We start from the raw sequence: 24,086 nt of genomic DNA on the forward strand, positions 1-24,086 counted from the left end.
CTCCTCGCCAAAATTTTCAGTAATAGAACTTGCTCACAGCCCAATCCGGCGGCAGTGGCACCTTCCGGTGGCGGCAGAGATAGATGTCATGCTGCTCGTACCACATCGACAGCGGGTGATCGACATGCCCCACCACCTGCACGTCGTAGTAGTACTCCTGCAGCTTGGCGACGGTGGTCTTGCGATCAATGATCATCACCTCACCGTCCAACCCGCGTGTACCCCACAGCCAATAATTGTTGTGTTCCGAAATCACCGTCGGCAGCTTAATGCCATGTAAGCTGCTTAACCATTCCAGCGACGCCGCCTGGCCATAATTCCCGCCGAATATGCCCACCTTCGCGCGGTCCTCTGGCGAGAGCGAATTCACGATGCGATTGACCTCCGCCAGGTTCTCCTCCCATCCATAGCGATCCGCATAAAACTGCGGCAACATCTGGTGGCCACCGGTATTCTCTGAATCGCCAACAGGAATATGTAGCGCCTTCGTGTAAGCCACAAAGGTATTCGGAGGCAGCACAAAGATCGCGGTCGGCAGCACCAGCGCTGTAAGAACAATCATCGTGACAAACGCCACAGGGAAGGCAACCACGCGATCCTGCTGCACCGCCGCGCGCGAAGCGAAACGATTGGTCCACGCAATCCCGCCCGCTGCAAACAGAATCGGATAGATCGGCGCAAAGTAGTAGTCCTTAGCTCCCAGCCCAATCATCAGCACCAGCAGAATCAGCCAGGTAAGGCCAAGCCAGCGGCGATCCGCACGCTTCAACAGGTGCACCAAACCAGGGATCCAAACAAAAGCCGTCCAAGGCCCCAGAACCATCAGTTGGTTCAGAATCCACGCAATGGGATTCAGACGAACGTTCTTACCTTTCACGCGGCCATTGTGTAGAAACTCCAGCGTGGGCCAGTGATTGTGCATCTGCCACAGAAGATTTGGCGTGGCGATAAGAATGAGCAGCGCAACACCCAACGCCGCCTGACGAGTAAACAATACCCGCCGCTGCGGTGTAACCAGCAACGCAATGCCCAGGCAGACAAGAAAGAAAGCCATCGACGGTTTGTTGAGCAGCCCAATCCCCGCGGACACGCCAAAGATGCTCCACCACATCCATCGCCGATCCACTCCGTTGCTCTCATCGCGCAACAAAAGAATGACAACCAGCAGGCAAGTCATCCAGAAGAGGCTTTCAAACGAGTTCATGCTCAGGTAGCTGTCCACGCCAAGGTAGAGCGGCATGCAGATGCACGCAAGCATGGCCAACGCCTGCGCACTTCGCTTACCGCCCAGCGACCAGCAAAGCAATCCCGTCAGAAAGATGCGTCCCGCGCCAGCCAACGCTGACAGCATTCGAATGCCCACCATCGAATGCCCAAACAGCGTCTCCGCAATGCGCGCCTGCACGGCGACGACCGGTCCATGATCGACATATCCCCAGGCCAGATGCCGTCCACACATCAGGTAATAAAACTCATCGCGGAAGTAACCCACGCCAATGTGCCGTTGCCAGAGCGTCCCGGCAACATGAAGCAATAGCTTCGCCAATGCAAACCACAGGGAGATGCGGATCGCGGAACGCAGTGATGCATCCACGGGACGGACAATCGTCGACCTTGTCATGCAGGAAGCATACGTGCAACCCAAGCGATTAGTTCCGCGTTATGCTTCCCGTGGAGGCATTCGGAAAAGCGCATCGCGCATCCAACCCGATGACTCCAAACGAAGCACCATCAAGAGGGAACAACAATGGAATGGACGCCCGGAGGCACCAGCAGCGATATTGAAGACCGTCGTGGAGATTCCGGAGGCGGAGGCGGATTCAATCTCGGTGGCGGAGGACTCGGCATTGGCGGCTTCATCCTCGTCGTCGTCATTGGATTGATCTCCGGTCGCGGCTTCATCGGCAGCCTGCTCACCGGCCTTGGCGCAGCCGCAGGGAGCGGTGGCGGACCGCAGGTGCGGCAGCACAGCGAACCGGGCCAATCCGTACAGGAAAGCGCCGCCGAACATCACGATGTGCAGCTTGTCTCCTTCGTTCTGGACGACGCACAGAAAACCTGGTCACAGATCCTCCCCGAGCAGACAGGCCGCAACTATCGCCACGCAAAACTCGTGCTCTTCCGCAACCGCACACAGTCCGGCTGCGGCAATGCACAGTCCGCCACCGGCCCGTTCTATTGCCCGGAAGATGAACGTGTCTACATCGACCTCAGCTTCTGGGACGAACTGAAGCAACTCGGCGGCAACACGGGCGAGTTCGCGCAGGCCTACGTCATCACGCACGAGATCGGCCACCACGTACAGAACATCCTCGGCACGGAACAGAAAGCGCAGCAAGCCATGCGCAATCCTGCAACACGTTCCAAGACCTCGGTAGAACTGGAACTGCAAGCCGACTGCTACGCCGGCATCTGGGCGCACTCCACGCAGCAGCGCCACATCCTTGATCCGGGCGACATCGATCAGGCCATGCAGAACGCCGCAGCCGTCGGCGACGACCACATCCAGAAAATGCAGCGCGGCACAGTAAGCCCGGAAAGCTTCACCCACGGCACCAGCGCCGAACGTCAGGGGTGGTTTAAACGCGGCTTCGAAACCGGCCAAGTGAAATCCTGCAACACCTTCGATGTCGGCGCGGATGGTTACCAGTCTTCTGACGCAAACTAGCTACTGCAAGATACGGAACTCAGGCGGCGTTTCGGTTTCTACCGGAACGCCGTTGCCGTCAATAGCAGCCTCACGTTCACCATCAAAGTAAGCGCGAATCTTCTTCGCCGTTGCAGCATTCACCACGGCTGTAAGAGCATCCGATCCCGCAGCCTTAATGCCGCGCAGACTACCGAAATGTTCAATCAACCGCTTACGTGTCGTCGGCCCCACACCGGGAATCTGCAACAACTCACTGTCCCGATCACGCATCTCGCGACGCTTGCGGTGATAGCTGATGGCAAACCGATGTGACTCATCGCGAATGCGCTGCACCAGGTGCAGCACCGGCGAACGACGATCCAGCACCACCGGATCATCCTCCTGCCCGTAGACGTAAATCACTTCCTCACGCTTCGCAATCGACGCCAACGGCTGCAGCGTCACGCCAATGCTCTCCAACGCAGCATACGCAGCGTGAAGCTGTCCTAATCCGCCGTCAATGAGGATGAGTGAAGGGAAGGGCTCGTTGTTCGCCTGCAACTTAGCATAGCGACGCACCAGAATCTCGTGCATCGAAGCAAAGTCATCCACGCCCGTTACCGTCTTCAGCTTGAACTTGCGATAGTCCGCTTTCTTCATATCGCCGTTCTCCCACACCACCATGCTGGCAACAGTCTCAGCACCCTGAATGTGCGAGATGTCAAAGCACTCAATGCGCGTTGGCACTTCCGGCAGGCTCAGCGCATCCTGCAGCGCTTCCGCAATCGCTTTCTTGGAAGGCTGCAGCGTGCGGAATCGCTGGTCATAACTCTGTTTCGCATTCGTCCCGGCCAGATCGACGAGCGAACGTTTGTCACCACGCTGCGGTGCAAGTATCTCCACCTTGCGCTTGCTCTGTTCACTCAATGCAGAAGCCAGCGCAACACGATCGGGAAACTCAACCGGCAGCAGAATCTGTCGAGGAACATACGGCTGATCCAGATAAAGCTGTTTCAGAAATGCTGCGAAGAACAGCGTAGGCGAAAAGCTCTGTGGCTGCGTCGGCGCATCCTCGCGCAATACATCGGCACTTGTCGGAGAAGAATCCTCTTCCTCCGCACCCACTTCAAAGTTCACCTCGGGCAGGTCTTCCCAGAAGAAGTCGCGCTTGTCCACGATCTTGCCTTCGCGCATATGGAACTGCGCCACGGCCAGCATCTCTTTGTCGAAATGGAATCCGAACACATCCGCATCTTCATTCTCCGTGGAGGCAATGCGCTGCTTCGCCTGCAACTCCTGCAGCGTGATCAACTGATCGCGCATCTTGGCTGCAAGCTCAAACTGTTCATTTGCCGCAGCCTCGCCCATGCGCTGTTTCAAGCGGCCTTCCAGTTCGCCTTCCTTGCCCTCAAGGAATAGCTGCACATCGCGAACTGCCTCGCGGTAAGTCTCCGGCGCAACAAGGTTCTCCACGCATGGCCCCAGGCAGCGTTTGATGTAGTACTCCAGGCACGGCCGCGGATGATAGCGGTTCAAATCCACCTTGCAGCTTGGAATCAGAAACGAGCGGTGGATCAGGTCGACAATCCGATACGCCAGATTCCCTGGGAAATATGGCCCAAAATACTGGCTGCCATCCTTGCGCAGCTTCCTAGTGACAAAGACCTTCGGATGGCGATCGCCCGTCGTCAACTTCACATAGGGATACGTCTTGTCATCGCGCAGCAGAATGTTGAACCGCGGCTTGCGCTGCTTGATCAGGTTGTTTTCCAGCGCCAGCGCTTCGTGGTTGTTAGCCACCTGGATGTAGTCCACATCCACGGCCTCGCGCATCAGGGTGCCAGTCTTTGCATTGGCCTGATTCGCCTTCAGCAGATAGCTGCTGACGCGGCTACGCAGGTTCTTCGCCTTGCCAACATAGATGACCTCGCCCTCGGCGTTCTTGTACAGGTACACGCCAGGTTGCTGGGGAAGCGTCCGGATTTTCTGATGGAGATCCATGCGTGGTTCGGGCAGGCGAAGATATCTTCGCGTCTGTGCAACAGTTTAGATGGAATCAGGCGATGGAAGTTTCTGCCTGAAAGAAAGGCAATTTGTACCTGAATCACACGGCCATAGAGTTTGCCGAAAATGGTGTATCTATAACAAAGTAAACAATATGTGTGTTTGGCATGGGGCGTGCATTCATTTAGGCCGTACAGGCGCTTTCCTAAAGAGCGCCGATGTAAGAACCGGAGGAAGCTGGAATGACTATGAAAGCAGACAAGATGACTCGCGCAAGTGTGGCGGCCGGATCGGCTGCCCTGATTCTTTTTCTGACCACAGGTTGCAGCACGAAGAACTATGTGCGGTCGCAGGCTGCCCCCATCATCCAGCAGACCAACGAACTGGATGCGCGTACCGCCTCTGACCATCGCAACATCGTAGACACGGATCAGCGTGCACAGGCTGGCATTGCCAAGGCTCAGGGTGCTGCGGATGCAGCCGACCAGCATGCAACTGTTGCCGGTCAGGCCGCTGACAAGGCGCAGGCAAGCGCTAAAGACGCGTATAACCGCGTGGATACGCTGACCGGTGTCGTTGCAAACCTCGACAACTATAAGTCCATGCAGGATGTCAGCGTAACCTTCGGCTTTGACAAGTCTGTACTGACCGCATCGGATAAGAAGCAGCTCGATGAGCTGGCCACGAACCTGCAGTCCAGCAAGCACTACATCCTGGAACTGACCGGCGGCACCGACTCCACGGGCGATGCGCAATACAACTACGCCCTGAGCCAGAAGCGTGCTGACGCAGTGGCCTACTACCTGCAGAGCAAGTACGATATCGCTCCGCACAAGTTCTACCTTGTAGGCATCGGCAAGGATCAGGAAGTTGCCTCGAATCACACCGCAGAAGGTCGCAAGCAGAACCGTCGCGTACAGGTTCGCGTGCTCTCCAACATGCAGGCTGACGGAACACAGACAGCCCAGGCTCGTTAATACGCGACTGCTTCCAAGAGATAAGGCGGCCTCAGGGCCGCCTTTCTTTTCAGCGATAGGGAAACAGAAATTCAATTGCATCCGGAAAGCGTTCACTCCAGAACTCTTCGGTGTGTCTGCCACCAGGCGTCACGGTGAACTTTACTTCCGGTGTATTGATTAGGCTATGCCGCATACTATCGGCCAGCATCTGGTGCATACGAACGAATCCGGGATCGGCATTCGGAATCTGTAACGCCGCAATATCCTTTTCACCTAGCTCCTCCGAGCCAACTCCAATCGAGACACGCAGCGGACCGCGGACAATCGTTGCAGCATCACGCAGCACAAGTCCATTGCCCTCCTGCAACGAAGTGCTTTCCAGTAAGCCAAGCCCAAAGACATCCGGCCTTCTCAACAACGCCGTCAGCGCCGCCAGGCTGCCAAAAGACGAACCGCCGATTGCCGTATGTTCTCTACCTTTTGCAATGCGATAACGCGATTCCACAAAGGGAAGAACCTCGTCCAGAAAAGCAGGAATCCTATCGCCACTCGGAGCTGTCGCAGAGTGGCCCAGCGGATTGCTGTAGAGTTCGTATTCGTTCGAACGCTCTCTGCCAGCGTTATCAATCCCAACAACAATCATCGCTTCCACGCGATGCTGCGGAATGAGCGCCGTCAACGTTTCGTCGATCTTCCATTCGCTCAGCCACGGCGAAAGGCAGCGGTCGAATAGCCATTGGCCATCGAACATATACAGGACCGGATACAAGTGATGCGCGTTCGAAGCATCGTCATAACCCGGTGGCAACCAGACGCGCAGCATCCGATCCCTGCCAAATGTTTTGTCATGAAACGGAATTACATCCAGATGGCCCGTGACAGTACTGCCACACGGTTTCTGGCATAGAGCAGAAGGAAGCCACAGCAAAAAGGCTGTCACAGCAGCAAGGACACGGATGTGCATGATGCGCCATCCTATCCCAAGCTGGTGAAAAGTCTAGAGCAAAGAACCGATCATGTGGCCCATCTTGTCCCGCTTCACTTCCAGATACTTCTGGCTGGTCAGTTCAGCGGCAACTTCAGCGCTAATGCGCTCTGCCACCTTGATCCCGCGGCTTTCCATTGCCTGTACCTTTTCAGGATTGTTCGTAATCAAGCGAATCGAACCAATCCCAAGCTGATTCAGAATCTCTGCGGGCAGCGTAAAGTCACGATGATCCGCACGATAACCCAGTTCCACATTGGCCTGAATCGTGTCCCGTCCGGCGTCCTGCAGTTCATAGGCGCGCAGCTTCGCCATCAGGCCAATGCCACGTCCTTCCTGCGCCTCATACAGAACAATGCCCGAACCATGCGCCGTAATCGTGTCCAGCGCCAATTCCAGTTGCTGGCGGCAGTCGCACCGCAGCGAATGAAAAACATCACCCGTCAGGCATTGCGAATGCACACGCACAATCGGCGACCCCTTGCTCACATCGCCATAGATCAGCACCACGGCCTCATCCACGGTATTCCCCATGGGCCCCGGCGTTGCATCGGGGGCAAGATGCCCCTCAAAGCCAAGGATGCGAAAGCTTCCCCAGCGAGTGGGAAGTTCGGCTTCTGCGACTTTTTCAACCCGGCTGTACTGCATATGTCGATTCTATAGATGCCTAAGGACGTATGTGGATGCAGAGCATTCGAACCCGCCGGGGTAAGCTGAAGACGTGAATCCGCTGGAACCCAAGCTCGTCCTCATCTCGTTGCTCATTCAGCTTGGTGTAGCTGCGGCTGTCTCCAGTTCGCTGGCGCGTTCCACTGTCTTTCGCAGACTGCTCCTCGCAACAGAGCGCACCACGATTGACCGCATGCAGCTCATGCTGCTGATCGTCACGCCACTCACCTTGGGCGTGTGGATTCGCACCGTAGTCCCGAACTTCCTTGCCGCGGACATCTCGTTTGCAACGACGATCCTGCTCGGTGCCATCCTCGGCCCATCCGCTGCAGCGGTCGGCGCAATCATTCTCTCGTTCCCGGCCGTGCTGCATCACGAATTTCTTGCTCTTCCGGTAAACCTCATCGCCGCACTCGTGGCAGGAGGCTTCTATCGCTTCGCAGACGTAGAAGCCATCTGGTCGTTCTCCCCCATGATCGACCTCAGCCTGTACCAGTGGGTGCGTCGCAACCTGCGCCGCCCGCATCTGGACCGGCAGGTACTGCTGTTGCTCATCATTATGTTGTTGCAGCTTGGCGCCAGCGAAGTGGCCATGTACCGCCCACGCCGCTTTTTTGCGCTGCATTCGAACCTATGGCTGCTGCAACTCGCCATCGCTGCCGCAGCTCCCGTCATCGTCGGCATCCCACTGAAAATCTGGAACGCCATCCGTATTGAAGACAAGCTGGAACAACAGGCGCGCCTTCTATTGGAAGCACGTCTTGACGCGCTTCAACGCCAGATCAACCCACACTTCCTGTTCAACACGTTGAACTCCATCGGCTCACTCATCCGCCTCGAACCCGAACTGGCACGCGAGATGATCGTCCGCCTCGCCAACATCCTGCGCATCCTGCTCAAGAAGCGCGAAGCCTTCGTCCCATTCCGCGACGAACTCGCCTTCACCGACGACTACCTCGCCATTGAAGTCGTGCGATTCGGCGAAAAGCTCCGCGTCGTAAAAGAAATCGCACCGGACACGCTCGACCTCGTCGTCCCCAGCATGTTGCTGCAGCCGCTGATTGAAAACAGTATCAAGCACGGTCTGGAACCTCGCATCAGCGGCGGCACAGTCACCCTGCGCAGCCGCATCCGCGGCGAACGCCTATTGCTGGAAGTAGAAGACGACGGCGTAGGCATCGCCCCCGAACGCGACGTCGCCATGCCCGTCAGCGGCCTGCGCCGCGCCGGCAACGGCATCGGCATGAAGAACGTCCGCGAGCGCATGGAAGTGCTCTACGGCAGCGACGCCGTTCTGGAAATGGAAAGCCGCCCCGGTCGAGGCACCCGCATCACCCTGGAAATGCCGGTAGTCGCAACCACCGACCTGCAGCAAACCCCTGCGGGCGTCCGTAGCAATTAAAGCTCGTCGAATCCAATCAGCTCAAAACGCCCATCGCGAACGGCTGCAGGAATCTGAGTCAACAGCGCATTCCGCTCCACATCGCGCTCATTCCGCAGCCGAGTACGAACCGCCCCCAGCGCGGCATCGTTATAACCGGGATGACACACCAGCTCCCAGGTACCCTCCGGCATCCCATCCAGCAGCCGCTTCAGATTTTCAGCGTCAAGAGTCCCCGTAGCCGAAACGCCAATCGACCCCGCCGTTGTCTTCAACCCGGAAGCCCGCAGCAGTTTCTGAAACGTGCTGCTGAAGTTACGCAAAGCCGCCACTTCCAGCTTTCGCAACAGCGGCCCACGCGTCAGCCCGGCTGACCACGCCTGTTCAAACGGATTCCGAATCGCCGAAACCCCACATTGCATGGCTGCCCGCATCAACGGACGTGCCACACGGGGGAACAGGTGCGTATGTTTATGGCTGTCCACGTGGGTGACGGTCAGCCCCGCATTCTGCAGCCGCCGGATCTGGGCAACCGCCTCGGCTTCAATCTGTGCTTCTGGAATCTTCCCGCGCTGCAAATCGGCGATAAAGCCCGGCAAGGAGTTCCTCAGTTGCCCTTCGTCCCCCTCCTGAAGAGCACGAACCGTCTCTGCCGGAGCCACACAGGAGCCATCAACCAATACGACATGGCAACCCACACGCAGGTTTTTGTACTCCTTTGTAGTACGAATAGCGTCATCAAAGGCAGCACCTGCAGCCATCAGAGTGCAGGACCGTAAAGCACCAGCTTCGGAAAGCTCTCCAATTGCACGATTCACCCCTTCGGTAAGGGCAAAGTCATCTGCGTTTACGATCAGGCGCCGCTGGGCGTTTCCATGGGAGGACATCACGGGGCAGTGTACCGGCTGCATCCCGGATTTCAAAAAAGTCGTGGTAGGAACGGCTTCAAAAACAGAACAAATTGTTGCGATGTGATACATATGGTGCGGCTTGCCGCAACTAATGTGGTGTCATAGGGTATCCTCATTAGGAAGTGCAGCCAGGCGGTAAGTGTGCCGTCAGCCGACCTCCCCGCAACTCAGGTAAAGCCTCATCCGCCGGAAAATGCCCTTGGGTGCATCCAACGGCATAAAAAGGTATGTAATGCCAGCACAAGAGTACGCGCAGGGAAATGTCATTGCTACAGAGACATCGTCTTCTCCAGGACGTGGCGTGTCTATGGCGGCCGGAGTGCTGGAACGACCATCTGTTACGGGCGCAGCATGGGCGGCGCTGGACATCCTTACTGCGCTGATCGGCAGCCTCATTGCCATGCACTTCCGGCTGGACGTCGCACATATTAGCGGCGCTCTCACACAGAAGGGTGTTCTGCACCTCATGTGGAGCGAGTACGGCGCGTATGTGGTTTGGTTTGCTCTCTGCCTGGCATTTTTTTCGCGCTCGTACGGGCTTTACGGTCCCATCCAGAATCGCAGCGGCCTCAATGAACAGCGCCTCACCATTCAGGCAACTTTGGTGGCTGGCCTTCTGCTTTGCGGCAGCATCTATCTTCTTCGCGGCGAAACCGTTTCCCGCATCGTCGTTCTGCTCTCCGTCATCCTCACGGGAACCATGTTGTGTGCACGCCGCGCTCTGTGGCGTTCCATGGTGTACACCCGCTACCGCGATGGCGTCGATACGCGGAACGTTCTCATCATCGGTTCCGGCCGTGTAGGCCATGCTTTGCGGAATCATCTCGAATCCTTGCGGCATCTCGGATTCCGCTTCCGTGGTTTCATCGCCCTGAACGAACAGGAAATTGAGTCAGCAGACGCGGACATCGTAGGCGACGTAACGAACTGCCTCTCCATTGCTCGGGCGCTGTTCGTGGATGAAATCTTCTTCTCGGTCCCGGCGGAAAAGAAAATCGTAATCGGCCTTGTTCAGGAAGCGCGTGAGCTTGGCATTGACGTGCGTGTCGTCCCCGATCTTTATGACGGCCTCGCATGGAATGCGCCGATCGAATACGTGGGACAGTTCCCAACCATTCCGCTCCATCGCCGCGATTTCCCCATTGGCTCGTTCATGGTCAAACGAGCACTCGACCTTACGTTGTCGTTCGCCGCTCTGGTCATCCTCAGCCCGCTTCTCTTTTTGATTGCCATTGCGGTTCGTCTGGATTCTCCGGGGCCCATCTTCTACCGCGCCCGCCGTATCGGACGTAAGGGACGCACCTTCAATTGCTACAAGTTCCGCACCATGGTCCAGAACGCTGATCATCTGAAGGCGCAACTGGCACACATGAACGAGCGCGACGGCATCCTTTTCAAGATGAGCAACGACCCACGCATCACTCGCATGGGCCGCTTCCTGCGCAAGTATTCGCTGGATGAAATCCCGCAGTTCTTCAACGTCCTCAAGGGCGACATGAGCCTCGTAGGCCCGCGTCCGCCGATCGCGTCGGAAGTGGAGCGTTACGATCTCTCCCATCTCCGCCGCCTCGACGTTCTACCGGGCATCACCGGCCTCTGGCAGGTGGAAGCGCGTCAGGATCCGTCGTTCGACAGCTATATCTCGCTCGATACGGCATACGTGGAGAATTGGAATCTCTGGCTTGATCTGAAGATTCTCATCCGCACCATCAGCGTGGTCATCAGCGGCACCGGCAGCTAACATCGCCATTCGCGATAACTGCGCCCACCGTTTCATAATGGTGTTGTGAAGATTGCACTGGCGCAGTTGAACCCCACCGTAGGCGATTTCAAGGGCAACACCGCACGCATCCTGGAATATGCGAAACGTGCTGGAGAAGCGGGCGCAGAACTAGCCGTCTTTCCAGAACTTGCCATCCCCGGCTATCCGCCGCAGGACCTGTTGGAAGACGACAACTTCCTAGCCCACTGCCAGCGTTCACTGGATACGATCGCTCAGGCCACGGCCCAGCCCGGTATGCCGGCCATTCTGTGCGGAACGGCATTAGAGTCAGCCACTCGTCCCGGTAAGCGCGCGCGCAACATCGCCGCACTCTGCTACGACGGCAAGGTGCAATTTATCCAGCAGAAGATGCTGTTGCCGTTCTACGACGTCTTCGACGAACAGCGCTACTTCCAGCCTGCGGAATCCCAGTCCCTGGTGGAGTTTCGTGGCGAAGTCCTGGCCATCACTATCTGTGAGGACGCATGGAACGATAAGGACTTCTGGCCCGAGCGGTTTTATGCAAACGATCCCGTGGAGCGCCTGCTGGACGGTTCGCTGCCAGATGGCCGGAAGCCCACGCATATGTTGAACATCTCCGCGTCGCCATATTGGGAAGGAAAGCAGCAGGTGCGCCGCAGCATGATCGGCGCCATTGCGAAACGGCATGGTGTTCCGGCAGCCATGTCTGCACAGGTGGGCGGCAACGATAGCCTCCTCTTCGATGGTGCGTCCTTTGTGGTCAATCGTGAAGGAGAGGCCGTTGCAGTAGCAAAGAGCTTTGAAGAAGACTTGCTGCTCTTTGACACCACGCTTTCGCATCCGCAAACCGTAACGCCTGTTGTCGACGGCGTAGAAGCGGCGTGGCAGGCACTTGCAATGGGCATCCGCGATTACGTACGCAAGTGCGGCTTCTCAAAAGTTTTGATTGGCCTGAGTGGTGGCATCGATTCTGCGGTAGTCGCGGCCTTGGCTGTCGATGCGGTCGGTAAGCAGAACGTCATGGGCATCGGCATGCCCAGCGAATACTCCTCAAGCGGTTCTGTCGATGATGCGCTCGCCCTGGCGAATAATCTCGGCATCCAGTGTGAAATCATGGCGATTCGCGAAACCTTTAACGCAATGGATAAGGCTCTGGAGCCAGTATTTACGGGCACACCCTTCGGCCTTGCGGAAGAGAACATGCAGGCCCGCATCCGCGGCACGCTGCTGATGAGCGTTTCGAACAAGTTCGGTCACTTGGTATTGACCACGGGAAACAAGAGCGAGATGTCCGTAGGTTACTGCACGCTTTACGGCGACATGGTCGGCGCACTCGCCGTCATCGGCGACGTCTGGAAGACAAAGGTCTACCAGCTTGCCCATTACGCCAACCGCGAGCGCGAAGTCATCCCGCAAAACACCATTACCAAACCGCCAAGCGCGGAGCTTCGGCCCGATCAGAAAGACACGGATTCGTTACCGCCCTACGAGGTGCTCGATCCCATCCTGCAGGCATATGTGGAGCGCTACGAATCGGCAGAGGAGATCGTCACATCCCAGGGCGTGGACCGCGAACGCGTGGAGCAGGTACTTCGGCTGGTAGAACGCAGCGAATACAAGCGCCAGCAGGCAGCCCCTGTCCTCAAGGTGACCGCCAAGAGCTTCGGCACAGGCCGCCGCTTCCCACTCGCAGCCCGCATCCGTCAGCAACTCTAAAACCTGTCAAGCCCCTTCGGCCCTCAACCACAAGAAAGCAAAGCAAATAGAGCTGGCATGGTATTTCCAAGAAATATCTAAAATAGAAATAGGTTGTACCGCACACACAATGTCTGATCGGATCGAACGGTTGATAAAATCGCTACCGATTTGAGGATATGTGTAATGAACCAAGGTAAGGAAAGGCATAGGTGGCTCGATATAGCCACATTCCTAGCAGTTGCAGGAGCGACCGTTTTTTCCGGCTATCAAGCCCTACTCTCTCGGGAATCATTGGGACTGACCAGAGACTCTTTCATCAAAGATCAGAGACCGTATGTCCTCGCGAAGCAGGTCGCACCTTATAAAGGCGATGGGGTCGTGCCATTGACCTTCAACGTCGGACTAACGAATTACGGAAAGTCACCAGCACTTCATAAAGTCAGCCAAGATCGCGTGTTCTTGGGGGACGCAGCAGAACAAAACTTAGACAAATTTTTTGATACCCTTACGCCTTCGCAGACAATTCCTCCGACTGGGAGTGACGTAACTATCCCTTCGAACGCGTCAGCGACATGCCCAAAGGAGGAAGACGGCGCCGTGGGCGCAAGTGACTTTAGCTGCGTCTTTTCTACAGTGTCTCCTCAAGATACGGTTTCGGAATTAGAGGCCGCCATTCAGATGAAACGCCGGAAAGTATTCATTGCTGGGCGTATCTACTATCAGGACATGTCTGGAAATGCTTATCGAACGGACTATTGTTTTAGTCCTTTGGGCAACGGTGCTATATCGGCCTGCCCAAAGCACAATGAAGTTCATTAATTCGGATGAAGCTGAGCATAACTCCTCTAGAAAGACGATTTTGCCTCTAACCCCAATAGATAGACGATTTTGCAGCCACTCGCGCCGTAAACCCAATAGAAAGACGATTTTAGAAAAACAGGGGGAGGGGGAGGGGTAGCGTATTCCGGCGCGATGAAAGAAGAAACGAACAACGCTCGTGGGTGAGAAGATGAACGTGATCATGCGAACCCAGTCCTTGCTCTCCTTTGCTGCAGCCGTGGCAATTGCGGTTGGTTCTGCCGCCGTTGCTCAGGCTCCTGCCGCTGACCCGTTTCCGGCCGTCAACCAGAAGTACTTCGATGCCGCATCGCCCACAGCAGATGACGTAAACGCCTTCCTCAAGGCCATTTGGGGCTACGACACCAACCGCTCATGGAAGGTGATGGCCATCCAGAAGACACCCGCTCCCGGCGTGAGCAAGGTAACCATCTTCGTGGCGGACAAGAGCCAGGGCAACAAGGTCGACAGCGTACGCTTCTTCGTCACGCCAGATGGCAAGTACGCCATCGCCGATACGGTCTTCCGCTTCGGAGCGCGCCCCTTCGAGGACAACGCCAAGGTACTCGCTGCCGAAGCTAACGGTCCCGCCACTGGCGCCGCCGACAAGAAGATCCTCTTCGTAGAGTTCGCCGATCTCCAGTGCCCGCACTGCAAGGAGGCGGAACCGGTCATGGAGCACCTGCAGCAGGACTTCCCGCAGGCACGCTTTGTGTACCAGAACTATCCTCTGGTGGAGATTCACCCCTTCGCCTACAAGTCCGCCGCAACCGGCAACTGCGTCGCGCAGGCCAAGGGCGATGCTGCCTTCTTCACCTACATCAAGGACGTCTTCGCTCACCAGGAAGGCCTGACGGACGCAATGGCTGACACCACGATTGCCAACGCCGTAAAGGCCGCTGGCGCAGAGCCCGCCGCTATGGCTACCTGCGCCGCCTCCCCGGCCGCCAAGGCCAAACTGGACGGGCAGATGGCACTGGCAGAGAAGCTGGGTGTGGACCAGACCCCCATGCTGGCCGTCAACGGCCACCTGATGCCCCTGGGTGGCGTACCCTACGAGACCCTGAAGCAAGTCATCGACTGGGATTTGAAGCAGGAAGGTTTGAAGTAATTCTTCGCATAGAACCAATGAAAATGGCCGCAACGTGAGACGTTGCGGCCATTCTTCATGTGGATGTCTTTAGTGATGTGACAGAAAGAGGAAGCGGGCGACAAACAGCGCAGCCAGCACAAACAGCAGCCAGTCCTTGCGTGATGATTGCCCACTGAACAGCCGCAACAGCGCGAAGCTGGTAATGCCAATCCCAAGCCCATTCGCAATGGAGTAGGTCAACGGAATCATCACCAGCGTCAGGAACGCCGGAATCGCGACCGTAGGATCACTCCAGTTCACCTCGGCAATCGAGCCCAGCATGAGCGCTCCCACGATGATGAGCGCAGGTGCAGTAGCAGAGCTGGGAATTGCTCCCACAAGTGGTGCCACAAACATGGACACCAGGAAGCACAACCCCGTCACAATGGCAGGAATGCCTGTCCTTCCACCCGCAGCGACGCCAGCAGACGACTCGATGTAAGAGCACACAGTGCTGGTACCTGCCAGCGACCCCGCAATCGTCGCGGTCGCATCGGCGAAGAAGATGCGTGACAGCCGCGGTATCTTCGCATCATCCGTAATGAGTCCGGCCTTCTTGGTCACGGCAACGAGTGTTCCCACGTTGTCGAACAGGTCCACGAAGAGGAACACGAAGATGATCTCCAGCGCACCGGTATGCAGAGCGCCCGGAATGTCCAGGTGAAATGCGGTCGCCGTAATCTCCCGGAAGGAGAACGGCTGCGACGCCAAATGTACCTGCCCGAAGACGTATCCGGTGAGCAGCGTCCCGGCAATACCAATGAGGATCGACGCCCGCACCCGCAGTATCTGCAACACCCCAATCAACAGCAGCCCAAACAATGCCAGCGCGGTTCCGGGAGCACGCAGATTACCTAACGCAACCGTCGTATCCGGATCACGCACGATAATGCCCGATTCCATCAACCCGATGAAGGCGATGAACAGTCCAACACCACCTGCAACCGATGCATGCAGCTCACGCGGGATCGCCTCCACCAGCAACTGCCGAATGCCACCAAAGGTAAGCAGCAGGAAGACGACTCCAGAGAGGAACACCGCCCCCAGCGCCGTCTGCCAGGGAATATGCATCTTCAGGCACACCGTGTAGGTGAAGTAAGCATTCAGCCCCATCCCCGGTGCCAGGGCCAGCGGATACCGCGCAAGAAACCCCATCAGGATGGAGCCGAAGGCGGCACAGAGACACGTTGCAGCCGTCACTGCGGCGATAGGCATACCCGTCTTAGAGAGGATGGCGGGGTTGACGAAGATAATGTAAGCCATCGTCAGAAAGGTCGTTAAGCCCGCAAGAATCTCGGTGCGCCAATTGGCGTGAAGACCGGCGAAGTCGAAATAGCGCTCCAGTGCCTGGCGCAAAAGCATGTCCTTTCTGCAGGAGGGGATATGGTCACTATACGAGACATCCATCCCCGGCACAGCGGTGACCCCGATTGCGGATTCTGCATCCCATTCGTTGCGATGAAGAAGGCAGTCAGAGTGAAAGCGCCGGAGATCATTCTGGATCCGGTGGAAGCAGCAAAGGCAGCGGGACTTCGCTACACAAGCGATCGTCAACCCGGTTATCGGCGGATGGCGCATGGCAAGGCGTTTCGTTACACCACACCTGACGGAAAGATGCTACGTGATAAGAACGTGCTTGCACGGATTCGGTCACTGGTGATCCCACCGGCCTGGATAGATGTCTGGATCACGACTTATGACAATGGCCATCTGCAATGCACTGGACGGGATGCCCGCGGACGCAAGCAGAGTCGCTACCATCCGCGCTGGCGCGAGGTGCGTGACGAGACGAAATATGAGCGCATGGCACTTTTTGCGGAGGCACTGCCTGTCATCCGCAAACGTGTTGCAAACGATTTGGAGGAACCAGGATTACCGCGCGAAAAGGTTCTTGCTACCGTCGTCAGCGTGATGGAGGAGACACATATTCGCGTGGGCAACGAAGAATATGCCCGCACGAACAAGAGCTATGGCCTGACGACGATGCGGACGAAGCATGTGGATGTTCGCGGGGCAAAGATAACATTCGACTTCCAGGGAAAGAGCCGAGTGCATCACACCATCAATCTGCAGGACCGCAGGCTTGCAAAGATCATCCGCAAGATCAGCGAGCTTCCCGGATATGAGTTGTTTCAGTATGTAGACGAGGAAGGGAACCGCCACAACATTGATTCCTCTGACGTAAACGACTATCTGCGGGAGATTACCGGTGAGCACTTCACCGCGAAGGATTTCCGCACCTGGGCTGGCAGCGTGCTGTGCTGTTCGCTGCTTAGCGAACTGGAACCTGCCACAACCATCACGCAGGCGAAGAAGAATGTGGTGCAGGCTATTGCGCAGGTGGCCTCACAGCTCGGCAATACGCCCAGCGTATGCCGCAAATGCTACGTTCATCCGGCGGTTTTGGAACGCTATCTTGGTGCCATCAGTGCAGAAGAAGCGAAAGAAAGGCTTGAGCAGGACATTTCCGCGGAACGCAGAAGCATCGCGAAACACGCTGCGGCGTTACATGACGAGGAGCGGGAACTGGTGAATCTGTTACATCAGCAAGCGCTTTTGAAGAAGGCGGCCTGACGCAACATTCGCAGAACGTTTATCCTTGGTAGAAGCGCGTACACGCGGTGCATCAGAACAGCGAGCGCCAGCGGAATCCAGGGACGCGTGGCTTATGAGGATTGGCGTGGCTTCCGTTGACAACACCCTCCGGCTGATTCGTATCGGCGAACAGCAAGGCTCCAGTTGCTCTTCCGCACTTGCAGATGATCCCTGGCAGTACGACGCCGTCACGGGCTATGGTCCCGGTGCGTCGCAGCGCGACATGCTCCCCGAAGGCTCGCCTGCGCAAGGCGTGATTCCGCGTGAGTATCGCAATGCCACGGCTGCGGAGCTTGATCTGCGTATTCGCGCGGCAAAGCATGCGTTGGGCGATCGACTGGTGATCCTTGGACACTTCTATCAGCGTGATGAAGTGGTGAAGTACGCCGACTTTGTAGGCGACAGCTTCCAGCTTGCGCAGGCTGCAAAGACGCGGCCTGACGCGGAATACATCGTTTTCTGTGGCGTTCACTTCATGGCGGAGACGGCGGATATGCTGTCGCAGTCCACGCAGTCGGTTGTGCTGCCGAATCTTGCCGCTGGATGCTCCATGGCCGACATGGCCGATCTGGATAGTGTGCAGGATTGCTGGGAAGAGTTGATGGATTTGTATGGCAATGAGCCTGATGCCGATGGCCGCGCTCCTGTCATTCCAGTCACGTACATGAACTCCTCGGCTGCATTGAAGGCATTCTGCGGACGCAACGGCGGAATTGTGTGCACCTCGTCCAATGCAGCTCAAGTGCTGGAATGGGCCTTTGCGCGCGGACAGCGTGTGCTGTTCTTCCCGGACCAGCATCTTGGCCGCAATACCGCAAAGGCGATGGGCATTCCGCTTGAACAGATGCCGGTATGGCAGCCAGAACAGGTGCTTGGTGGCAATACCGAAGCCGCGATGCGTGAGGCGAAGGTCATCCTGTGGCACGGCTATTGCTCAGTACATAAGCGTTTCACGGTGGAGCAGATTCGTCATGCGCGCCATCGCCACCCCGGCGTACGTGTGCTTGTGCATCCAGAATGCCCGATGGAAGTGGTCGACGCTGCGGACGAATACGGTTCCACGGACTACATCAAGAGACGCATCGAAGCAGCCGAACCAGGTGGCGTATTTGCCGTCGGAACAGAGATCAATTTAGTACAGCGGCTTGCTGACCAGCATCCGGAACACACCATCGTCTGCCTGGATTCCATCATCTGCCCATGTTCCACGATGTATCGCATTCATCCGAGCTATCTGGCGTGGGTGTTGGAATCGCTGGACCGCGGTGAGATCGTAAATCAGATCACGGTTGCGAATGATGTCGCGGAGCCAGCGCGCATTGCGTTGGAACGTATGCTCTCCGTGAAGCCCAAGGGGGCATAATGACACTCGCTGCTGATGCAGTTGATCGCATTGTCCGCATTGCTCTCGACGAGGATGCCCCTTGGGGGGACGTCACGTCCGAGCTTCTTATTCCCGAAGATGCGCAAGTCACAGCCGTTTTGGCTGCAAGAGAAGATGGGGTTCTTGCCGGGGCGCAGGTCTTTGCAGCAGCGATGCGTCTTGTGGACCACGCAACGCTTGTCACGTTCTCTGTGCGCGACGCAGAATCGTTTGCTGCGGGCCAAGTGTTGGCAACAGTAAGTGGCTTCGCTCGCAGTGTTCTTCGCGGAGAACGTGTTGCGCTGAACTTTATTCAACGTATGAGCGGCATTGCGACTCTCACTGCGAAGTATGTTGCAGAGACCACTGGAACAAAAGCTCGCATCGTAGACACACGCAAAACAACGCCAGGATTACGGCTACTGGAGCGCTATGCTGTCCGCTGTGGCGGCGGATTCAATCATCGCTATTCGCTCTCGGATGCGGTGTTGGCAAAGGACAATCATCTTGCCATCGTTACCGACGGCGGCAAGAAAGATCTGACTGCGGTTTTGCGCGAAGCGCGCAACCGCCTTCCGCACACCACGCATTTTGAAGTGGAAGTGGATCGTCCGGATCAGATTGAACCTGTGCTGGCTGCAGGGGTGGACACTGTCATGCTGGATAACTTCACCACGGAGCAGATGCGCGACGCGGTGAAGCAGATCAACGGGCGCGCACTGGTGGAAGCAAGCGGTGGTGTTCAGTTGCCACGCATCCGTGAGATTGCGGAGACCGGTGTCGACATCATCTCGGTAGGCGCACTGACTCATAGTGTCCGTGCGCTGGATCTTGGATTGGATATCGAAGACAGCTAGTTATTACGAAGCTGTTTGTTCTGTAACAGCGTTCTGAATGGTGTATCGCTGATCCGCGAGCATGATGCGGGTGACCTCTTCCACTGTCCCGATGCGGCCACGTGCGCCTGCGCGTGTGCAGTTCAACGCGGCGGCGGCACAGGCGTAGTCAAGCTGACGCTCGAGAGGCCAGCCCTGTAGCAGTCCATAGATAAAGCCCGCATGGAAGAGGTCTCCGGCACCCGTAGTGTCTACCGTGGAGACGCGATAGGCCGGTCGCTGCAGAATTTGCTTGCCGTTGAAGGTGAGCACGCCATCCAGCCCCAGAGTGATTCCGGCCAGATTGCAGTCCGCACGCTCCTGCAGGAGTTTAAGAGCTTTCAATGGATCTGGCTCACCAGTGAGAGCGGACGGGAACTCACGACTGGCGAGAACGTAATCAACCAATGGCAAGAGATCGTCCACGCCGGGGCGGATCACGTCGAGATCGGCGATAACGGGGATTCCAGCCTCACGCGCCCATCCTGCTGCGGTGATCGCCGCGGTGGTGTGATACCCGTCTACGAGCAGCGCGCGGGCAGAAGTGATCCATTCGCGATGAAGGTCCTCCGGCTGCAACGTCAAACGAGGGTCGCGATGGCAGAGGACGGTGCGCTCGCCGGAGCCGTCAACAAGGATCAGCGACTGCGGGCTGGCAGCGTCATCTACGGTGGTGATGTGTGTTTCGACACCGACGTCGTCAAATGCGGCGCGGTGAAGGCGCGCGGCGTAATCATCACCCAGACGGCCAATGTAGCGCGTACGCAGACCCCAGCGGCGGCAGGCGATAACAGCGGTCGAAACTTCGCCGCCAAGAAGGATGCTGCGCTCCGAATATTCGGTCTTGGAGCCGAGGGCGGGGAAGCTGGCAAGGGGAATGACAGTATCGGTGGCGTTCAAACCCACGCCCACCAGATCGACCTTTGTGCTCTTCGGTTTATGCGACATCTCTTTCATCGTACTCCCCTTAAAAGCAAAAGCAGAACGCCATGTTGTTGGTTGCGTTCAATGAAAAGCCCCCGGATAACCGGGGGCGCTGGAGGAAGAGGGATGCTGGCTTACCAGTCGAGCTTTTCGGGGAAGAACTCCGCGAAAAGATCGTCGTAGTAGGGCTTTAACTGGGCCATGTCTGGCTTGGTGTTGCCCTTGGAGTACAGGTCGTAGGGGTTGAACCGAAGCACCGAAGGAAGCATGGCGCGATCCTGCTCATTGCACAGGTGGTCATAAGCGCCGTGACGGTGCCATGCGTAGAACGAGTGGTAACGAAGCATGTAGAGCGCCTCCATGGGGAGGTAGTTCTTCATCACTTCGTAGATGTAGCCGTCGTGGCCAAAGCTCATCTTCACCTTGTCCAGTCCGCAGTTCGGCTCGTAGATGCCGTACTTGGTCTGGTACAGAGGATTGTTGTAATCCGGGTTTGCCTTGAAATATTCCGGGAAGACTACCTGGTCGGAGTATGCGCAGCCGGTGGGAAAGGTGTCGCCCACGACGCCCCACTGAGGTTCGCCATACAGGCACAGGCACTTACCCAGGTCATGAACGAAACCCGTGGCCACCATCCAGCGCGGCTCGTTGTTGGCGCGCATGGCTTCGGAGGTCTGCAGCAGGTGCTCAATCTGAGTCAGGTCGGTGTCGGGATCGCTGTCATCGACGAGAGTGTTCAGGTACTCGGCTGCTTCCCAGATGCTCTTCTTTCCGCGTGTCAGGCCGAAGTATTCCTTCTCTTTGCCCAGCACGTATTCGTGCGTCTGGTTAGTGTGGTTCAGGCGGTAAAACTCTGCAACACCGGGGTTTGCCTCTGCGTCGTAGACGCGAAATTCTTCCTGGTTCTTGCCTTCCTTGTAACGGCCCTGAAGAAACTCTTCCCATTCGTGCTCGATCGGTAAACCGTTCTCACCCGCAACATCCACAACTGCAGTACCCATGACAACCCCTCCCAGCTACGCCTTTCCTGCGGGCGTTTAGTTAGCGGTAACTATACCCAGTGAATGAGACGTTACGCAAGGAGAAAAGTTCTTACTTGGCAGAAGTTGTCTGAGAAGATTCGCGGACGACCAGCGTCGGCTCCAAAAGGACGGAGCGGGGTTCCAGATTCGGCTGTTCCGCGAGCTGAATCGCGAGGCGTCCGGCCTGTTGGCCAAGACGATCCGTGCCGTGATCGATGGAGGTAAGCGGAGTCCGCAGGTAGCGGGCATAAGGCATGTTGCCGCAGCCGACGAAGGCAATCTCACCGGGGATGGAATGGCCAGCGTCACGTGCGGCTTCCATGGCGCCAATGGCGGCGAGGTCGTTGTAGCAGAAGACCGCATCCACGTCGGGATGCGTTTCCAGCAACCGCTGCATGGCGGCGTAGCCCTCCCGGTCGCCGGCTTCGTCCATGTGATCGAAGCGGACAACGAGCGATTCATCTACCGGGAGATTGTTTGCTGCAAGGGTTTCGCGGTAACCGCGCGCACGTTCGAGAGACGGGCTCAGCGGTCGTCCTGTGATGTGGGCGATGCGCCTTCTGCCCGTGTCGATCAAGTGCTGTGTAGCCATACGGCCGACGGCGAAGTCGTTACCGCCTACGAAAGGAGCTTCCAGTTCGGGATAGTTACGGTCGATCAACAGATACGGAGTGCGTTCATCGCCGGACTGGTAAATGCTTGTCAGGTTCTGTTGGCAGGACGCCACAAGCAGCACGTCCACACCGCGACTGAGGATTGTACGGATCTCCGATTGCTCAATCGCGGGATCGTCTTCTGAAGACGCGATGATGAGCGCACGCCCGGTTTCACGCAGGACTGCAGAGAGGGATTTCGCGAACTCCGCGAAGAAGGTCTGCACAAGATCCGGAACCACCAGGCCGACGGTATAGGTGCGGCCACTCGCGAGGCCGCGCGCCAGCATATTCGGCTGATAGTTCAGTTCCTGCATCCGCTGCAACACGCGAGCACGTGTGGCTTCGCTGATGTCCGGGTTACCCCGCAGCACCTTGGAAACGGTCACGGTGGACACGTTCAGATCACGCGCAATGTCTTTCAGTCGTACGGCCACGGTAAATCCAGTTTACGGTGCGGTGTGCATCAGGAAAAGCGCGTCTCGCGGCGGAGGCGTAACCCGGCGGCCACAAGGCTCACCACCAGGACGACACCAAGCGCAGCCATCCAGCGGAAATTCATCTCCAGGGGCGGTACGACTGCACGAACTGCAAGGAAAATAAAGAATCCTGTCGCCACTGCGACGATGAGGTAATCCCACCAGCGACGCTTTTCTTCACGTCCCGAGAACTCGTCTCCCGCCTGTGCCAGCAGAGTTTCGCGGTAGTCGAGGCCATAGCGGTCGCACTCACGTTCCAGCGCTTTGTTACGCGAGGTGTGCTCACCAATGGAAGCTTTGGCCGTGCTGATAAACAGCGCACCAAGGATCATGATGAGCGATCCGGCGATGACCAGAGCCTTGTGTTGGCTGTCGGCATTGCGAAGTTCACCAAAGACCAGTGCACCCCATGCCAATCCCCACAACTGGTTCGTATTGGAGAGCGGAATACCACGGCCAATGCCGAGATACTTCGTTGCGAACTGCTGAAAGAGATCGCCGATGACCCAGACAAAACCGCCGAGGAAGAGCCAGAACAGTAGCGGGCCGCTCTGCGCGAGCGTGAATGCGGAGGAGTGCCGTCCGCCGTCGAGTGTCCAGGTAAGAGCGAACATGGTGAACAATTCGCCTACGGTGAATGCCGTGACGAACGACAGCGGATTCATGCCGCTGAGGTATGCCTTGCGATAGGGCACGTACATGGTGCCCCACATCAGGCTGGCTCCAATGGCAGCCAATACACCGCCGAGTGCATTGTGGCCGGTGGAGGTGGCTCCGTGAATCGTGCTGAAGCCGAGCATGATGGCCGCGATGATGATGCAGGTGGTGCCCAGAACGACCTTGGTCGTAGTCTTGCCGTCTGCACCTTGCAGTTCGCGAAACAAAACACGACCCCAGAAGAGGCCAACGAGCGAGTTCGTATTCCACATGGGGAAGGCGATGGCCAGGCCCACATCACGAATAGCGAACACAGTCAGCGTATTCGCTACGGCCCACAGTGCACCTGCAAGGATCGCCCACACAAGCAGGTGCTTTCGTGCCATGAGGTCGCGAAAGACGTAGCCCGTGCCCTTGAGCAGTGTGGGGAAGGTCCAGCGTGCGGTAAACACGCCGGCGACCATGCAGAGCGAGATGGCAAAGGGCGAAAAGCCTGCGGTGACGAGTTTGGTAGGCGCTTCTGCGGCTCCCAACCAGACGCCTGCGGTCAAACCGCAGAGAACGCCCAG

Annotated in this window: 20 protein-coding genes; 10 read left to right on the forward strand and 10 right to left on the reverse strand. The window is 57.2% G+C overall.

The genetic code is table 11. The features are described 5' to 3' along the window. Positions 1-16: 16 nt before the first annotated feature. Complete coding sequence (locus tag JAO32_RS05775) at positions 17-1,621, reverse strand: ArnT family glycosyltransferase (RefSeq protein WP_334238407.1); 1,605 nt, start codon at positions 1,619-1,621, stop codon at positions 17-19. 126 nt (positions 1,622-1,747) lie between these two features. Here JAO32_RS05775 and ypfJ point away from each other — a divergent pair, with 126 nt between their 5' ends. Continuing rightward, the gene (gene ypfJ, locus JAO32_RS05780) at positions 1,748-2,668 is read left to right on the forward strand and encodes a KPN_02809 family neutral zinc metallopeptidase (RefSeq protein WP_334238409.1); all 921 of its coding nucleotides are present in this window, start codon (positions 1,748-1,750) and stop codon (positions 2,666-2,668) included. On the opposite strand, the gene uvrC is transcribed toward ypfJ, so the two are convergent. Further along, positions 2,669-4,630 (reverse strand): excinuclease ABC subunit UvrC, encoded by a 1,962-nt coding sequence (gene uvrC / locus JAO32_RS05785; protein ID WP_334238411.1) that lies wholly within the window; start codon positions 4,628-4,630, stop codon positions 2,669-2,671. It lies immediately after the preceding gene. A gap of 245 nt (positions 4,631-4,875) precedes the next feature. On the opposite strand from uvrC, the gene JAO32_RS05790 reads away from it, so the two are divergent. After that, positions 4,876-5,610, forward strand: a complete 735-nt coding sequence (locus JAO32_RS05790; protein ID WP_334238413.1) for an OmpA family protein — start codon at positions 4,876-4,878, stop codon at positions 5,608-5,610. Positions 5,611-5,659: 49 nt separating this feature from the next. On the opposite strand, the gene JAO32_RS05795 is transcribed toward JAO32_RS05790, so the two are convergent. Next, entirely contained in the window at positions 5,660-6,556 is an 897-nt protein-coding gene (locus JAO32_RS05795) for an alpha/beta hydrolase (protein WP_334238416.1), read from the reverse strand. 33 nt (positions 6,557-6,589) lie between these two features. Next, positions 6,590-7,225 carry a GTP cyclohydrolase II gene (ribA, locus tag JAO32_RS05800; protein WP_334238418.1) on the reverse strand — a complete coding sequence of 212 codons (636 nt, stop codon included), beginning with the start codon at positions 7,223-7,225 and terminating at the stop codon, positions 6,590-6,592. Positions 7,226-7,298: 73 nt separating this feature from the next. Between ribA and JAO32_RS05805 the strand changes: the two genes are divergently transcribed. Next, on the forward strand, positions 7,299-8,648 hold the full coding sequence (locus tag JAO32_RS05805; protein WP_334238420.1) for a sensor histidine kinase: 1,350 nt from the start codon (positions 7,299-7,301) through the stop codon (positions 8,646-8,648). Here JAO32_RS05805 and JAO32_RS05810 read toward each other — a convergent pair. Further along, a complete protein-coding gene (locus JAO32_RS05810) occupies positions 8,645-9,538 on the reverse strand; it encodes a ChbG/HpnK family deacetylase (RefSeq protein WP_334238422.1) in 894 nt (297 codons plus the stop codon). The two genes, JAO32_RS05805 and JAO32_RS05810, sit on opposite strands and share 4 nt — an antisense overlap. 232 nt (positions 9,539-9,770) lie before the next feature. Between JAO32_RS05810 and JAO32_RS05815 the strand changes: the two genes are divergently transcribed. The 4 genes from JAO32_RS05815 to JAO32_RS05830 all read left to right on the forward strand — a co-directional run bounded on the left by JAO32_RS05815 (position 9,771) and on the right by JAO32_RS05830 (position 14,928). Further along, a complete protein-coding gene (locus JAO32_RS05815; RefSeq protein ID WP_334238424.1) occupies positions 9,771-11,279 on the forward strand; it encodes a sugar transferase in 1,509 nt (502 codons plus the stop codon). Between the two features lie 45 nt (positions 11,280-11,324). Continuing rightward, positions 11,325-12,998 carry an NAD+ synthase gene (locus JAO32_RS05820; RefSeq protein WP_334238426.1) on the forward strand — a complete coding sequence of 558 codons (1,674 nt, stop codon included), beginning with the start codon at positions 11,325-11,327 and terminating at the stop codon, positions 12,996-12,998. Positions 12,999-13,163: 165 nt separating this feature from the next. Continuing rightward, positions 13,164-13,799, forward strand: a complete 636-nt coding sequence (locus tag JAO32_RS05825) for a hypothetical protein (RefSeq protein ID WP_334238428.1) — start codon at positions 13,164-13,166, stop codon at positions 13,797-13,799. 202 nt (positions 13,800-14,001) lie between these two features. Next, positions 14,002-14,928: a thioredoxin domain-containing protein gene (locus JAO32_RS05830; protein WP_334238430.1), complete on the forward strand. Its 927-nt coding sequence runs from the start codon at positions 14,002-14,004 to the stop codon at positions 14,926-14,928. 69 nt (positions 14,929-14,997) lie between these two features. On the opposite strand, the gene JAO32_RS05835 is transcribed toward JAO32_RS05830, so the two are convergent. Beyond that, entirely contained in the window at positions 14,998-16,311 is a 1,314-nt protein-coding gene (locus tag JAO32_RS05835; protein WP_334238432.1) for an NCS2 family permease, read from the reverse strand. 21 nt (positions 16,312-16,332) lie between these two features. Between JAO32_RS05835 and JAO32_RS05840 the strand changes: the two genes are divergently transcribed. The 3 genes from JAO32_RS05840 (at position 16,333) to nadC (ending at position 19,764) form a co-directional block, all read left to right on the forward strand. Further along, positions 16,333-17,523, forward strand: a complete 1,191-nt coding sequence (locus tag JAO32_RS05840) for a DNA topoisomerase IB (protein WP_334238434.1) — start codon at positions 16,333-16,335, stop codon at positions 17,521-17,523. 106 nt (positions 17,524-17,629) lie between these two features. Then, entirely contained in the window at positions 17,630-18,907 is a 1,278-nt protein-coding gene (nadA, locus tag JAO32_RS05845; RefSeq protein WP_334238436.1) for a quinolinate synthase NadA, read from the forward strand. After that, positions 18,907-19,764 carry a carboxylating nicotinate-nucleotide diphosphorylase gene (gene nadC / locus JAO32_RS05850; RefSeq protein ID WP_334238438.1) on the forward strand — a complete coding sequence of 286 codons (858 nt, stop codon included), beginning with the start codon at positions 18,907-18,909 and terminating at the stop codon, positions 19,762-19,764. The genes nadA and nadC overlap by 1 nt, the downstream gene beginning before the upstream one ends. A 3-nt stretch (positions 19,765-19,767) precedes the next feature. On the opposite strand, the gene JAO32_RS05855 is transcribed toward nadC, so the two are convergent. From JAO32_RS05855 to JAO32_RS05870, 4 genes are all read right to left on the reverse strand, one after another. Next, on the reverse strand, positions 19,768-20,739 hold the full coding sequence (locus JAO32_RS05855; RefSeq protein ID WP_334238440.1) for a carbohydrate kinase family protein: 972 nt from the start codon (positions 20,737-20,739) through the stop codon (positions 19,768-19,770). A gap of 101 nt (positions 20,740-20,840) precedes the next feature. Further along, positions 20,841-21,707: an inositol oxygenase family protein gene (locus JAO32_RS05860; RefSeq protein ID WP_334238442.1), complete on the reverse strand. Its 867-nt coding sequence runs from the start codon at positions 21,705-21,707 to the stop codon at positions 20,841-20,843. Between the two features lie 91 nt (positions 21,708-21,798). Further along, the gene (locus JAO32_RS05865; RefSeq protein ID WP_334238445.1) at positions 21,799-22,818 is read right to left on the reverse strand and encodes a LacI family DNA-binding transcriptional regulator; all 1,020 of its coding nucleotides are present in this window, start codon (positions 22,816-22,818) and stop codon (positions 21,799-21,801) included. A 29-nt stretch (positions 22,819-22,847) separates the two neighbouring features. Then, positions 22,848-24,068, reverse strand: a complete 1,221-nt coding sequence (locus tag JAO32_RS05870) for a GRP family sugar transporter (protein WP_334238448.1) — start codon at positions 24,066-24,068, stop codon at positions 22,848-22,850. Positions 24,069-24,086 lie beyond the last annotated feature (18 nt).

It is taken from the genome of Terriglobus sp. ADX1, from assembly GCF_036877645.1.
Taxonomy (GTDB): domain Bacteria; phylum Acidobacteriota; class Terriglobia; order Terriglobales; family Acidobacteriaceae; genus Terriglobus.

What these genes read in the sequence shown, in the direction of transcription:
- ypfJ (WP_334238409.1), top strand. Translation starts at nt 1,748, where the DNA reads ATGGAATGGACGCCCGGAGGCACCAGCAGCGATATTGAAGACCGTCGT.
- JAO32_RS05840 (WP_334238434.1), top strand. Translation starts at nt 16,333, where the DNA reads ATGGTCACTATACGAGACATCCATCCCCGGCACAGCGGTGACCCCGAT.
- JAO32_RS05855 (WP_334238440.1), bottom strand. Translation starts at nt 20,739, where the DNA reads ATGAAAGAGATGTCGCATAAACCGAAGAGCACAAAGGTCGATCTGGTG.
- nadC (WP_334238438.1), top strand. Translation starts at nt 18,907, where the DNA reads ATGACACTCGCTGCTGATGCAGTTGATCGCATTGTCCGCATTGCTCTC.
- JAO32_RS05775 (WP_334238407.1), bottom strand. Translation starts at nt 1,621, where the DNA reads ATGACAAGGTCGACGATTGTCCGTCCCGTGGATGCATCACTGCGTTCC.
- JAO32_RS05835 (WP_334238432.1), bottom strand. Translation starts at nt 16,311, where the DNA reads ATGCTTTTGCGCCAGGCACTGGAGCGCTATTTCGACTTCGCCGGTCTT.
- JAO32_RS05790 (WP_334238413.1), top strand. Translation starts at nt 4,876, where the DNA reads ATGACTATGAAAGCAGACAAGATGACTCGCGCAAGTGTGGCGGCCGGA.
- ribA (WP_334238418.1), bottom strand. Translation starts at nt 7,225, where the DNA reads ATGCAGTACAGCCGGGTTGAAAAAGTCGCAGAAGCCGAACTTCCCACT.
- JAO32_RS05810 (WP_334238422.1), bottom strand. Translation starts at nt 9,538, where the DNA reads ATGCAGCCGGTACACTGCCCCGTGATGTCCTCCCATGGAAACGCCCAG.
- JAO32_RS05825 (WP_334238428.1), top strand. Translation starts at nt 13,164, where the DNA reads ATGAACCAAGGTAAGGAAAGGCATAGGTGGCTCGATATAGCCACATTC.
- uvrC (WP_334238411.1), bottom strand. Translation starts at nt 4,630, where the DNA reads ATGGATCTCCATCAGAAAATCCGGACGCTTCCCCAGCAACCTGGCGTG.
- JAO32_RS05815 (WP_334238424.1), top strand. Translation starts at nt 9,771, where the DNA reads ATGCCAGCACAAGAGTACGCGCAGGGAAATGTCATTGCTACAGAGACA.
- JAO32_RS05795 (WP_334238416.1), bottom strand. Translation starts at nt 6,556, where the DNA reads ATGCACATCCGTGTCCTTGCTGCTGTGACAGCCTTTTTGCTGTGGCTT.
- JAO32_RS05860 (WP_334238442.1), bottom strand. Translation starts at nt 21,707, where the DNA reads ATGGGTACTGCAGTTGTGGATGTTGCGGGTGAGAACGGTTTACCGATC.
- JAO32_RS05830 (WP_334238430.1), top strand. Translation starts at nt 14,002, where the DNA reads ATGCGAACCCAGTCCTTGCTCTCCTTTGCTGCAGCCGTGGCAATTGCG.